At 70.2% G+C, this 13028-nt stretch carries 9 protein-coding genes; 5 read left to right on the top strand and 4 right to left on the bottom strand.

Annotated elements, in window-relative coordinates; translation table 11 throughout:
- Positions 1 to 230: 230 nt before the first annotated feature.
- On the top strand, positions 231 to 1901 hold the full coding sequence (locus AC0699_RS00755; RefSeq protein WP_478653981.1) for a carbohydrate binding domain-containing protein: 1671 nt from the start codon (positions 231 to 233) through the stop codon (positions 1899 to 1901).
- 249 nt (positions 1902 to 2150) lie between these two features.
- Here AC0699_RS00755 and AC0699_RS00750 read toward each other — a convergent pair whose 3' ends face one another.
- Complete coding sequence (locus tag AC0699_RS00750; RefSeq protein ID WP_478653979.1) at positions 2151 to 2879, bottom strand: exonuclease domain-containing protein; 729 nt, start codon at positions 2877 to 2879, stop codon at positions 2151 to 2153.
- A gap of 284 nt (positions 2880 to 3163) precedes the next feature.
- Between AC0699_RS00750 and AC0699_RS00745 the strand changes: the two genes are divergently transcribed.
- The 3 genes from AC0699_RS00745 to thrS all read left to right on the top strand — a co-directional run bounded on the left by AC0699_RS00745 (position 3164) and on the right by thrS (position 7286).
- Positions 3164 to 3727 carry a DUF4365 domain-containing protein gene (locus AC0699_RS00745; RefSeq protein ID WP_478653977.1) on the top strand — a complete coding sequence of 188 codons (564 nt, stop codon included), beginning with the start codon at positions 3164 to 3166 and terminating at the stop codon, positions 3725 to 3727.
- Complete coding sequence (locus AC0699_RS00740; RefSeq protein ID WP_478654594.1) at positions 3727 to 4995, top strand: hypothetical protein; 1269 nt, start codon at positions 3727 to 3729, stop codon at positions 4993 to 4995. Before AC0699_RS00745 ends, AC0699_RS00740 begins: the two co-directional genes overlap by 1 nt.
- Positions 4996 to 5309: 314 nt before the next feature.
- Positions 5310 to 7286: a threonine--tRNA ligase gene (gene thrS / locus AC0699_RS00735; RefSeq protein ID WP_478653974.1), complete on the top strand. Its 1977-nt coding sequence runs from the start codon at positions 5310 to 5312 to the stop codon at positions 7284 to 7286.
- 53 nt (positions 7287 to 7339) lie between these two features.
- Here thrS and AC0699_RS00730 read toward each other — a convergent pair whose 3' ends face one another.
- Entirely contained in the window at positions 7340 to 8005 is a 666-nt protein-coding gene (locus tag AC0699_RS00730; RefSeq protein ID WP_478653972.1) for a potassium channel family protein, read from the bottom strand.
- A gap of 66 nt (positions 8006 to 8071) precedes the next feature.
- Here AC0699_RS00730 and AC0699_RS00725 point away from each other — a divergent pair, with 66 nt between their 5' ends.
- The gene (locus AC0699_RS00725; RefSeq protein WP_453668752.1) at positions 8072 to 8632 is read left to right on the top strand and encodes an HIT family protein; all 561 of its coding nucleotides are present in this window, start codon (positions 8072 to 8074) and stop codon (positions 8630 to 8632) included.
- A 77-nt stretch (positions 8633 to 8709) separates the two neighbouring features.
- On the opposite strand, the gene AC0699_RS00720 is transcribed toward AC0699_RS00725, so the two are convergent.
- Complete coding sequence (locus AC0699_RS00720) at positions 8710 to 10365, bottom strand: hypothetical protein (protein ID WP_478654591.1); 1656 nt, start codon at positions 10363 to 10365, stop codon at positions 8710 to 8712.
- Positions 10366 to 10788: 423 nt separating this feature from the next.
- Positions 10789 to 12996: an elongation factor G-like protein EF-G2 gene (locus AC0699_RS00715; RefSeq protein WP_478653970.1), complete on the bottom strand. Its 2208-nt coding sequence runs from the start codon at positions 12994 to 12996 to the stop codon at positions 10789 to 10791.
- Positions 12997 to 13028: the final 32 nt, after the last annotated feature.

The following is a 13028-nucleotide window of genomic DNA, read 5'->3' as shown; positions in this document are numbered from 1 at the left end:
CTTCCGGCGGGGCGCCGCTCCGGCCCCCGAAAAGGCGTAGGCCAACCGACAGGGGTTTGCGCCTCTTCCTGGCCGGCCGTCAGAGCTGTTGCGCGCGGCGCGAGTTGCCGCCGCGCTCCGGGCCTTGACGGGGACACGTCGATTCGCTTCAATCCGCCACACAGGTCCAGACCAATCGTGGCGCCGCGACAGGTCCGCCGAACCGTCCCCACCCCTCACCGGGAGGTCACGTGCGTTCCCGACACCGCCTGCTGGCGGGCCTCAGCGCGGCGTTGCTGGCCGCGGCCGCCGCAATCGCCCTGCCCAGCACCGCCCAAGCCGCGAATCTGATCGGCAACCCCGGTTTCGAGACCGGATCCCTGTCCGGCTGGTCCTGCACCGGCGGACTCGGCTCGGTCGTCAGCAGCCCCGTGCGCAGCGGCACGAAAGCACTCGCCGGAGCGGCGAGCACCAGTGACAACGCCAAGTGCACCCAGACCGTCCAGGTCCAGCCCAACACCGCGTACTCGCTCTCCGGCTGGGTGCGCGGCAACTACGTGTACCTCGGCGTCACCGGCGGCGCGTCCACCTGGACCCCGTCAGCCACCTCGTACACCCAGCTCACCGTCGGCTTCACCACCGGCGCCTCGCAGACCACCGCCGAGATCTACGTCCACGGCTGGTACGGCCAGGGCACCTACAACGCCGATGACATCAGCCTCGACGGACCCGGCGGCGGAGGCGGTGGCGACACCCAGGCGCCCACCACGCCCGGCAATCTGCGCTCCACCGGCAAGTCGTCCTCCAGCGTCTCGCTCGCGTGGAACGCCTCCACCGACAACGTCGGCGTCACCGGCTACGACGTCTACCGAGGCTCCACCCTCGCGACCACGGTGACCGGCACCAGTGCCACCGTCTCCGGCCTCGCGGCGAACACCTCGTACAGCTTCACCGTCCGCGCCCGCGACGCGGCCGGCAACGTCTCACCGGCCTCGTCCGCGGTCAGCGTGACCACCGATCCGGGCGGTGGTGGCGGCGGTGGCTTCAAGCAGGCCGCGCCCTACCTGTACCTCGGCTGGGGCGATCCGCCGAGCGCCACATCCGTGATGAGCGCCACCGGCGTCAAATGGTTCACCATGGCCTTCATCCTGTCCTCCGGCGGCTGCAACCCCGCCTGGGACGGCAACCGGCCGCTCACCGGCGGCACCGACCAGTCCACCATCAACGCGATCCGCGCCGCGGGCGGCGACATCGTCCCGTCCATCGGCGGCTGGAGCGGCAACAAGCTCGGCCCCAACTGCTCCACCCCCGAGGCGCTCGCCGGTGCCTACCAGCAGGTGATCAACGCGTACGGACTGAAGGCCATCGACGTCGACATCGAGAACACCGACGAGTTCGAGAACGAGGTCGTCCAGGACCGCATCCTCAACGCCCTGAAGATCGTCAAGCAGAACAACCCGGGCCTGAAGACCATCATCACCTTCGGCACCTCCACCACCGGCCCGACATGGTGGGGGAACCGGCTCATCGAGCGGTCCAACGCACTCCAGGCGAACATCGACGTCTTCACGATCATGCCGTTCGACTTCGGCGGCGGCGCCGACATGTACGGCAACACCGTGAACGCCACCGAGGGGCTCAAGGCCAAGCTCAGGAGCACCTTCGGCTGGGACGACACCACCGCCTACGCCCATATCGGCATCTCGGGCATGAACGGCCTCAGCGACCAGCAGGAGCTGACCAGCCCGGCGATCTGGACCCAGATCAAGGACTGGGCCAACTCCCACCACATCGCACGGCTGGCCTTCTGGTCGGTCAACCGCGACCGGCCCTGCCCCGGCGGCGGAGTGACCAGCAACTGCTCCGGAATCAGCCAGAACAACTGGCAGTTCACGTCCATCACCGCCGGATTCACCGGCTGAACCACTGCCCTGCCCGGGTGCCCCGCCACCGCGGGGCGCCCGGGCTTGCCCGCTTCTGGCTCAGGCCCGGACAGAGCAATACACCTAGGCCCTGTCCGGGCGATCTTGTCGGGGCCGCGACGACAGCTGCGGCACCTCGCTGCGTTGTCGGAGTCGCCCAAGTACGTCCAGTACGAGGGCGATCCTCCGCCTTGCGATGCACCGCATCTGACGCCGCGGCCTGTTCCTCGAAGATCGCCCGGACAGGGCCTAGGCGGCCTGAGCCGGAAGCTCCGGACGCAGCGGCCACGCCGGATCGACCGACTCGTCCGAACCGTTCCGCGCGAACCACGCCTGCAGACCGCGCGCCTGCGCCGCGTGCCACACCGCCTGCAGCGTGTGCAGCTCCGCCGGGGAGAGCCGCTCCAGGCGTGCGGCGAAACGCCGCCCCACCGCCCGTACGACCTCCAGCGCGGCGGTCGCGTCGGCCGCCGCGTCATGCGCCCCGTCCAGCTCGACCCCGTACTGCGCGCACAGATCCGTGAGCGTGCGCCGGCCCTTGCGGTAACGGTCCAGATGCTTGTCGAGGACCCGCGGGTCCAGGACGCACATCGGCACATGCTCCAGATAGTGCGAGAGCGACGAGGCCCGATGGCGGCGCAACTCGCGGTCGAGCAGCGTCAGATCGAACGGCGCGTTCATCACCACGAGAGGCCTGCCCGCCGCGCACTGCTCGGCCAGCGCCCGGCCTATCTCCTCCATCACCGGAGCCGGCCACCGGCCGTTGCGCTGCAGATGCTCGTCCGTGAGACCGTGCACGGCCGTGGCCTCCTCGGGCACCGGTATGCCCGGATTGACCAGCCAGCCGGTAACGCGCGCACGTCCTCCCGCCGAATCCTGGACGACGAGCGCCGCGGAGACGATGCGGTCCTCCTCGACGTCCACTCCTGTTGTCTCGGTGTCAAATGCGGCCAGGGGCCCCTCATACCATCGCGTCATCCCCGAACTCCTCGCCCATGCGTGGCAGATGGCGTGATCCCCCTGCCCGAATCGGTGATACCCGGCCTGTTTGCGCAGTACGCAAGCGGGTGACAACACAGATGACGGGACGTGAGGTTGACGGCCCGTCGTGTGAGCCGAAGGGGCACGCGGGCGTCGGAAGGGAGACTGCGAGGAACGCGCAGTCGAGCACGATCGACCGTCGGCAGACGCGTGAGCGCCCCGGAGGCGAACCGAGCACATCGGGGAAATCGATCGGCACAGCCCGGAAGGCAGACGGAGCCATGGCGCTCGCGCAGCCCGAACCGGGTGCGCTGCCCGAGCGGACCGTACCGCTGCGCGGGGCACTCGCCACCACCGCCTGCATGGAGACCCTGCAGGTGGGGTATCTGCACGCCGTCGCGGCAGCAGCCGGCTGCTCGCTGTCCCAGCCCTTCCCTGACAACGGGATCGACTGGCACGTCAGCCACAGCGCCCCCGGACACACCGTCGACGACGAAGTGACCATCAAGGTGCAGTTGAAGGCCACCTACCAGATCCCGCCGCACCCACCCGGGCGGTCGTTCTCCTTCACGCTCGACAACGAACACCTGGTGAAGCTGGCCCGCACACCCGTGTCGGTCCACAAGATCCTCGTCGTCATGATCGTGCCGAGGACCCGCGAGGAATGGCTGCGCGCCAGCCACGACCGGCTCGATCTGCGGCACTGCTGCTACTGGACCAACCTGGCCGGCCACCCGGTGACGGGCCGGCGCAGGACCACCGTGCGGATCCCGACCGCGCGCATCTTCGACGACCGGGCGCTCTGCGAGATCATGACCCGGGTCGGGGTGGGAGGCAGACCGTGATGCACCGCCCGATCGACGAACCCGTACAGCCGCACTCCGGCTCCCACCCGCTGCCGCATCCGCATCCGCTGCCGCTCCCACTGCCGGACGACGTGCCCGCGCCCTGGTACGGCAGCGAGGGGCCCGACCCCGCGCATGTCGACCCCCTCGTGCTGGGCGCGCTGCTCGACCGGCACGGCTGGCGGCGGCGCGGCGGCGCGGCGGGACGGTACGCCCGATGGACCCCGCCCGGTCCGGCCTCCGGGAGCACGAGCCTGCTCGTTCCGGAGAGCCGGGCCTTCCCCGACTGCGAGGACCTGCTGGGTGAGGCGCTCACGGCCCTCGCCCGCTCCGCCGCGCCCTCCGCCCGCGAGGTGCTCGTCGGCCTCGCCGTCCCCAGCGACGAGATCCGCTGGTGGCGCGACGTACCACAGGGTCCCTCGGGCGCGGTGGCCTGGACCGTCCAGGAACAGCTGAGGTCCGCGGCCCGGCAACTGCTGCTCGCCGGCGCGCTCGCCGCCCGCGGCCGGGCCGGGTACTACGGGGCGCGCCACCGCCGGCAGGCGCAGGCGGCACTGGAGGGTGTGCTCGTCGGGCCGGCGCCCGGCGGCCGCGGGCTCACCGCCTTCGTTCCTGTGGAGCCCGGCCGCTCCGTCGTCGTACGCCTCCACCAAGCGCTGCACGCCACCCGCGAAGCCGTCGACTACCAGCGCGCGACCGGCGGGATGGAGGCCTTCGACACCGCGGTCGAGGCCGGGGTCAGCCGCGAGCTGACGGAGGCGGTCGTCGCACTGGTGCGCGGCGCCGAGGGGGCGCGGATCGCCCTGGCCTGGTCACCCGCGGCCGGGGTGCCCGAAGGCTGCGCGGCGCGACCGGAGCCCATCGAGTTCTCGCCGGGCGATCTGCCCGCGCTGCGCGCGGCCGGCGCCCGGTATCTGCGCGACGAGCCGTCCGTACCCGTCCGGGTCACCGGCGCGGTGGTACGGATGCGGCGCTCCGGCCCGCGCGGCGAGGGGACCGTACGGCTGCGGGTGCTCGCGGGCGCGGAGGTACCGCATGTACGGGCCGTCCTCGACGAGGAGTCGTACCGCATCGCCGGACACGCCCATCTAGTCGGGCTCCCCATCCGGGTCATCGGCCGGCTGGAGAGCCGCGGCGGCTTCCGCCGGCTCACCGACGCGACGGGTGTGGTGCCGGTGCAGGTGGACGAGGCGGAGCGGGACCGGCTGATGAAGGCGCTCCACGAGAACCTCGACTTCTTCGAAGAAGCGTGCGGCGGCGACGACTGACGACTGACGGGGCTCCTGGGGCTCCGCCCCGGGCCCCGGACGCCCTTCGGGCGGGTTTCGCAGCGCGCCGGCGCCGCCGGGTGGGCCGGTGTGCCCGGCCTCGAGCGCCGGAAGAGCCAGGAATGATCCGGGCTGGAGGTCCCCTGTGCCCGCAGTGCGCAGGGGAGTAGGGGAGATCGAGGCGCGGGGGACGGGGCGTTGCAGCGGCTCGCCCCCGGGGAAACCGTTTCGCGAGCGGCCTGCACGGCTCGGTAGCATGGCGTAATGCATGCGCGATGTGTCCGTGCGTGCTCCCCCTCAGACAGGAGAGACCGGTGTCAGACGTCCGTGTGATCATCCAACGCGATTCCGAGCGGGAAGAGCGAGTGGTGACCACGGGCACCACGGCAGCCGAGCTCTTCGCCGGCGAGCGCACCGTGATCGCCGCGCGGATCGCGGGGGACCTGAAGGACCTCGCGTACCAGGTGAAGGACGGCGAGGCCGTCGAGCCCGTCGAGATCTCGTCCGAGGACGGCCTCAACATCCTGCGGCACTCCACCGCGCATGTCATGGCGCAGGCCGTGCAGGAGCTGTTCCCGGAGGCCAAGCTCGGCATCGGCCCGCCGGTCCGTGACGGCTTCTACTACGACTTCGACGTCGCGAAGCCGTTCACCCCCGAGGATCTCAAGGCCATCGAGAAGAAGATGCAGGAGATCCAGAAGCGCGGCCAGCGCTTCTCGCGGCGCGTCGTCACCGACGAGGCCGCCCGCGAGGAGCTCGCCGACGAGCCGTACAAGCTGGAGCTCATCGGGATCAAGGGCTCCGCGTCGACCGACGACGGCGCGAATGTCGAGGTGGGCGGCGGCGAGCTGACCATCTACGACAACCTGGACGCCAAGACCGGCGAGCTGTGCTGGAAGGACCTCTGCCGCGGTCCCCACCTGCCCACCACCCGCAACATCCCGGCGTTCAAGCTCATGCGCAACGCGGCGGCGTACTGGCGCGGCAGCGAGAAGAACCCGATGCTGCAGCGCATCTACGGCACCGCCTGGCCGTCCAAGGAAGAGCTGAAGGCCCACCTGGACTTCCTCGCCGAGGCCGAGAAGCGCGACCACCGCAAGCTGGGCAACGAGCTGGACCTGTTCTCCTTCCCGGACGAGGTCGGCTCCGGTCTCGCGGTCTTCCACCCCAAGGGCGGCGTCATCCGCCGGGTCATGGAGGACTACTCGCGCAAGCGCCACGAGGAGCACGGCTACGAGTTCGTGTACTCGCCGCACGCGACCAAGGGCAAGCTGTTCGAGAAGTCGGGCCACCTGGACTGGTACGCCGAGGGCATGTACCCGCCCATGCAGCTCGACGAGGGCGTGGACTACTACCTCAAGCCCATGAACTGCCCGATGCACAACCTGATCTTCGACTCGCGCGGGCGTTCCTACCGTGAACTGCCGCTGCGCCTCTTCGAGTTCGGCACCGTGTACCGGTACGAGAAGTCGGGCGTCGTGCACGGCCTCACCCGGGCCCGCGGCTTCACCCAGGACGACGCGCACATCTACTGCACCAAGGAGCAGATGGCGGAGGAGCTGGACACCACGCTCACCTTCGTCCTCGACCTGCTGCGCGACTACGGTCTGACCGACTTCTACCTGGAGCTGTCCACCAAGGACCCGGAGAAGTTCGTCGGCTCCGACGAGGTCTGGGAGGAGGCCACCGAGGCGCTGCGGCAGGTGGCCGAGAAGCAGGGCCTCCCGCTCACCCCCGACCCGGGCGGCGCGGCCTTCTACGGCCCGAAGATCTCCGTCCAGGCGAAGGACGCGATCGGCCGTACCTGGCAGATGTCCACGGTCCAGCTCGACTTCAACCTGCCGGAGCGCTTCAACCTGGAGTACACCGGCCCCGACGGCACCAAGCACCGCCCGGTCATGATCCACCGTGCGCTGTTCGGCTCCATCGAGCGCTTCTTCGCGGTGCTGCTCGAGCACTACGCGGGTGCCTTCCCGGCGTGGCTGGCGCCCGTCCAGGCGCTGGGCATCCCGATCGGCGACGCTCACGTCCCGTATCTGCAGGAGTTCGCCGCCAAGGCGAGGAAGCAGGGGCTGCGCGTCGAGGTGGACGCCTCCTCGGACCGTATGCAGAAGAAGATCCGCAACGCCCAGAAGCAGAAGGTGCCCTTCATGGTCATCGCGGGCGACGAGGACATGGAGAACGGCGCGGTGTCCTTCCGTTACCGCGACGGTTCCCAGGAGAACGGCATTCCGGTCGACGAGGCCATCGCCAAGATCGCGAAGGTTGTCGAGGAGCGCGCCGAGATCTGAGCAGGGAAGCGGGCTTCAGGAAGCGGGCTTCAGGAAGGGGCCCCCGGAGGACGTCATTCCTCCGGGGGCCCCTTCTCGTCCTCCCGCGTGAAGACCTGCACCAGCCAGGACGAGAACGAACCGGTCACGGCGCCGAGCAGGGCCAGCCCGCACATCATCATCCCCACCGCGATGATCCGCCCCGTCCTGGTCACCGGCGTCACGTCCCCGTACCCGACCGTGGTCAGCGTCGCGCTCGCCCACCACAGGGAATCCCCGAAGGTACGGATCGTCGCCCCCGGCGCCGAGCGCTCCGCCTGGTAGACGGTGAGAGCGCCGGAGTAGCCCAGCAGGATCGCCGTCACCCCGGCGTACGCGATCACCCGTGCGTACAGGCTCAGCCGAGCGCGGTCCCGCCGCCGCTGCACCGCCGTGTACACCTTGACCAGGCGCAGGGGGCGCAGCAGCGGCAGGGCGAGGACCAGGGTGTCCAGCCAGTGCGCCCGAAGGAACCGGTGCAGTCGCTGACCGCTCAGGCGCAGGCGCATCGCGTAGTCGGCGGCGAAGACGAGCCACATCAGCAGCATCAGTGCGAGCGCGAGGTTCCGCCAGATCACGTCCACGCCGGTGGCCAGCACCCGTACCGAGTACCCGGCCAGGAACAGCAGGGAGCACCAGAACAGGGGCAGCTCGGTGCGCTGCTCCCATCGCTGCAGCGGGGTGTCTGCTTCGGCCTCCATCGGCCCAGGATCTACGGGAGCCGACCAGGTCCGCCCCGGCGACACGCTCCGGACGGGCGAAGTCATATGCTGCACCACATGACGAGTGAGCCGGAGCAGCAGATCGGAGTCGGCATCCAGGACGCCTTCCAGCGCCTGTGGACGCCCCATCGGATGGCCTACATCCAGGGCGAGAACAAGCCGACCGGGCCCGGGGCCGAAGACGGCTGTCCCTTCTGCTCCATCCCCGCCAAGTCCGACGAGGACGGACTCGTCATAGCACGCGGCGACAGCGTGTACGCCGTGCTCAACCTGTACCCGTACAACGGCGGGCATCTGATGGTGGTGCCCTACCGGCACGTCGCCGACTACACGGACCTCGACGAGCCGGAGACCGCCGAACTCGCCGCGTTCACCAAGCGGGCGATGACGGCGCTGCGGACGGCCTCCGGGGCGCACGGCTTCAACATCGGCATGAACCAGGGCACCGTCGCCGGGGCCGGCATCGCGGCCCATCTGCACCAGCACGTCGTGCCGCGCTGGGGCGGCGACACCAACTTCATGCCGGTCGTCGGCCACACCAAGGTGCTGCCCCAACTCCTCGCCGACACCCGGAAGATGCTCGCGGACGCCTGGCCGCCGGCGTAACGCCGCCGTACGACACAGCCCGCGGCGCACCTCCTGCGGCCCTGGGCAAGGGTCCGGGCCTGATCCACCGGACAGCCCTACGCGTCGTAGGCGTCTGCCTTGCGCGGCGACGCGTCCTGCACCAGACCGCTGACGATCATGGACCGGTTGCTGAAGCGCTCGGTGTTCACACCGTTCTCCTCCAGCACCTTCATCGCGGCCGCGTGCGTCACCCGCAGCACCGGCGTCGCCGCGCGCATCGCGTCGTCCGCCATGAAACGGTGCCGCCAGGGCTGCTCCGCCCAGGCGTGCCGCAGCCCGAACGGCTCGGGGAGCACCAGCTTCCCGCCGAGGAAGTCGAGCAGCGGCGGATACCAGGTGAAGGGCGCCCGGACCGCGAGCCGCACCACCTCGCGCGTCTCCACCAGCGGTAGATGCCGCTCGACGGTCTCCCAGAACCGCACGGTCTTCGCCACCTCGACCGTCTTGGGCGTCGGCTTGGTGGTGAACAGGGAGTGGACCGGGCCGAGCGCGTGGCCGGTCACCTCGATGCGCAGCGTCTCGTACAGCACCGTCACCGTGATCATCATGGTGATCACCAGCTGGCCGTCCCACAGGGTGAACTGCACGCCCAGATAGTGGCGGTTCCCGCTGCCGAACTGCTGGTGGTCGCAGATCCGCTGTATCTCGTGGCGCTTCACCTGGAACGTGTCCACGTCCTGGCCCTCGGGCCGGGCGACCTCCTTCGCGCCCTCCCCGACCGGCACCACGATCCAGTGCTTCACGGACGGCTTGGGGAAGCCCCCCGTATGCAGCGGGCCGCGCTGCAGCAGCGTCAGCTGGTCGTGAATGACCTTGATGACGTCCCAGCTGCGGAACTGGTGGAACTCCTTGCCCGGCTCCTTGGCCACCAGCTCCTCGGCGAGCTGCCAGCTGCCCCAGCGGGTGCCCATGCCGAGTATTCCCTTGGGGCCGGCGTAGAAGACCGAATTCGACTGCTGCTCGGCCGTGAGCTTCTCCAGGGCCTGGCGCAGCTGCTCGGCGGCCGTCTCGTTCGGATTGCCGGGGACGGCCTCGGGAACCTTGGCTCCGATGGCGCCCCCGGTGAGCAGACTCTCCCAGCGCTCCCGCATGTCCTTCGCGGTGGACTCGCAGATCCGCTTCGCCAGCAGCCAGCCGATGACCGGGGCGACGATCATCCCGCGCAGGTAGTACGCCCAGAGGCCGGTGAACGGCAGCCGGATCAGAAAGATCACCGCCAGGCCGGCGACGGCGACCAGCAGCGCCGTGCCGAGCGCGCCCGCGCGCTTGTCCTGCGCCCCCGCGATCGTCCGCCGCAGCTGGAAGATACCCATCCACAGCAGCAGTCCGGGCAGGAACAGCAACCCGAACAGCACCATGACCGCGGTCAGCCGTGCATCCCGCTCCTTGCGGATCCTGGTCGCCGCGAGCGCGTGCTCCACCACCGCCTGCGGCTCGGTGCCGAACGACTGGATGAGCGGCTTACGGGCCCCGCCCAGCATCCGCACCTGCACGGCCCGCGAGAAGGCCTCGCCCAGATTCGGCTCGAAGAGCGAGAACTTGCCCTTCTTCACCGTCGACTCGTGCCACTCGTTGTTGGCCTTGAGTATCTCGTCGACCGGGGTGTCACGGTACGCGGCGGACGCGAGGGCGTGGGTCGCGGCCGTCTGGCCGGCCGAGCCCTGCAGCGGGACCTGCGCCCCGGGAGAGAAATCGAATGCCTGGTCCGCCACTGCCGCCCCCATCGCCGCCACCGTCCGCACTGCGGCCTGTTCCCAACTACCGCGCCCCGCACACCTTCTGAGCTGGGCACCCCAGCGTAACCGGGCACCGGCCCACCCGTCAGCACCACCTGAAATGCTCACCCGGGAGAGGGCCACGCCCCGAAGTGCCGCCCGCCGCAAGGGAACACGGCGGGCGGCACCGGGGCGACACCGGGCGGTGCCGGGGGCCGCACTCCCGACTAGGCCCTGTCCGGGCGATCTTGTCGGGGCCGCGACGACAGCTACGGCACCTCGCTGCGTTGTCGGAGTCGCCCAAGTACGTCCAGTACGAGGGCGATCTCCCCCAGCTACCGCTGGGAGGTGCCCCCACCGCCTTGCGATGCACCGCATCTGACGCCGCGGCCTGTTCCTCGAAGATCGCCCGGACGGGGCCTAGGTGCCGGATTCCGCCTGTTCACGGATCTTGTCCGCGAGCTGCGGAGGCATCGCCTCATGCCGCGCGTACGAGCGGTCGAAGCGGCCCGTGCCGTGCGAGATGGACCGCAGATCCACCGCGTACCGTCCGATCTCGATCTCCGGCACCTCGGCCCGTACCAGTGTCCGGCCGGGCCCCGCCTGTTCGGTGCCGACCACACGGCCGCGCCGCCCCGACAGATCGCTCATCACCGGACCGACGTACTCGTCGGGCACCATGACCTGCACCTCGGCCACCGGCTCCAGCAGGTGGATCCGTACCTCGGCCGCCGCCTCGCGCAGCGCCAGCGCGCCCGCGGTCTGGAACGCGGCGTCGGACGAGTCCACGGAGTGTGCCTTGCCGTCCAGCAACGTCACCCGGACGTCGACCAGCGGATAGCCGGCCGCCACACCACGGGCCGCCTGCGCGCGGATCCCCTTCTCCACGGACGGGATGAACTGCCGGGGCACCGCGCCGCCCACGACCTTGTCGACGAACTCGACACCGGAGCCGGGCGGCAGCGGTTCGACCTCGATCTCGCAGATCGCGTACTGCCCGTGGCCGCCGGACTGCTTCACATGCCGGCCGCGCCCGGCCGACCGCTCGCCGAACGTCTCCCGCAGCGACACCTTGTGGGGGACCACATCGACCTGGACCCCGTAGCGGGTGCGCAGCCGCTCCAGGGCCACGTCCATATGGGCCTCGCCCAGGCACCACAGCACGACCTGGTGCGTGTCCTTGTTCTGTTCGAGCCGCATCGTCGGATCCTCGGCGACCAGCCGTGCCAGACCCTGCGAGAGCCGGTCCTCGTCCGCCTTGCTGTGCGCCTGGATGGCCAGCGGCAGCAGCGGGTCCGGCATCGCCCACGGCTCCATCAGCAGCGGATCGTCCTTCGCGGAGAGGGTGTCCCCGGTCTCGGCCCGCGACAGTTTCGCGACGCACGCGAGATCGCCCGCGATGCAGTGGCCGACCGTGCGCTGCTGCTTGCCGAACGGCTGGGACAGCGCGCCGACGCGCTCGTCGACGTCATGGTCCTCATGCCCGCGGTCCTCGAGGCCGTGGCCGGACACATGCACCGTCTCGTCCGGGCGCAGCGTGCCCGAGAAGACCCGGACCAGCGACAGGCGTCCGACATACGGGTCGGAGGCGGTCCTGACCACCTCGGCGACCAGCGGCCCTGCCGGATCGCAGCTGATCTTCGGGCCCGCCTTGCCCGCCGGGGTGGTGACCACCGGGGCCTCCCGCTCCAGCGGGGTCGGGAACCCGCCGGTGATCAGCTCCAGCAGCTCGACCGTGCCGAGGCCCTGCTTCCCGCCGTCGGAGGGGGGTGCCGCGGCGAGCACGGGATGGAAGACGCCCCGCGCGACGGCCTTCTCCAGGTCGTCGATGAGCGTCTTGACGTCGATCTCCTCACCGCCGAGATAGCGGTCCATGAGGGTCTCGTCCTCGCTCTCCGCGATGATCCCCTCGATGAGCCGGTTGCGTGCCTCCTCGATGAGCGGCAGCTGGTCGGGGCCGGGAGGCGTCTCCGTACGCTCTCCGGACGAGTAGTCGAACAGCTTCTGCGACAGGAGCCCGATCAGTCCGGTGACCGGGGCGTGTCCGTCCGCCCCCTCGGGACCGTTCAGGGGCAGATAGAGCGGCAGTACGGCGTCGGGATCGTCGCCGCCGAAGATCTGCCCGCAGACCCGGGTGAGCTCCTCGTAGCCGGTGCGCGCCGTCTCCAGGTGGGTGACCACGATCGCCCGGGGCATCCCGACCGCGGCGCACTCCTCCCACACCATGCGCGTCGAACTCGCGACGGCGTCGGCCTCCTGGGCGGCCGACACAACGAAAAGGGCCGCGTCCGCGGCTCGCAGACCGGCCCTGAGTTCCCCGACGAAGTCGGCGTATCCGGGGGTGTCCAGCAGATTGATCTTGTACCCGCCCCATTCCACCGGTACGAGGCTGAGCTGTACGGAACGTTGCTGGCGGTGCTCGATCTCGTCGTAGTCGGAGACCGTGCCGCCGTCCTCGACCCGGCCCGCCCGGTTGAGTGCTCCAGTGGCCAGCGCGAGAGCCTCGACCAGCGTCGTCTTGCCCGATCCACTGTGGCCGACCAGCACCACATTCCGAACGGATGTCGGCCGGTCGGCCGTCGTCGCCCTGCCGGCGGCTCCGGGCTGTGCGTTCGCCTTGTCGCCCATGATTCGTTCCTCCCGACTGCTTGCACGGTGAG

Source organism: Streptomyces sp. NPDC043870, assembly GCF_056435785.1.
The sequence above is the reverse complement of the archived record's forward strand: the minus strand, read 5'-3'. Positions and strand labels throughout refer to the sequence as shown.

Coding starts and splice junctions, on each gene's coding strand:
- AC0699_RS00750 (WP_478653979.1), bottom strand. CDS start 2,879: ATGACGCGATGGTATGAGGGGCCCCTGGCCGCATTTGACACCGAGACA.
- AC0699_RS00745 (WP_478653977.1), top strand. CDS start 3,164: ATGGCGCTCGCGCAGCCCGAACCGGGTGCGCTGCCCGAGCGGACCGTA.
- AC0699_RS00740 (WP_478654594.1), top strand. CDS start 3,727: ATGCACCGCCCGATCGACGAACCCGTACAGCCGCACTCCGGCTCCCAC.
- AC0699_RS00730 (WP_478653972.1), bottom strand. CDS start 8,005: ATGGAGGCCGAAGCAGACACCCCGCTGCAGCGATGGGAGCAGCGCACC.
- AC0699_RS00725 (WP_453668752.1), top strand. CDS start 8,072: ATGCTGCACCACATGACGAGTGAGCCGGAGCAGCAGATCGGAGTCGGC.
- AC0699_RS00715 (WP_478653970.1), bottom strand. CDS start 12,996: ATGGGCGACAAGGCGAACGCACAGCCCGGAGCCGCCGGCAGGGCGACG.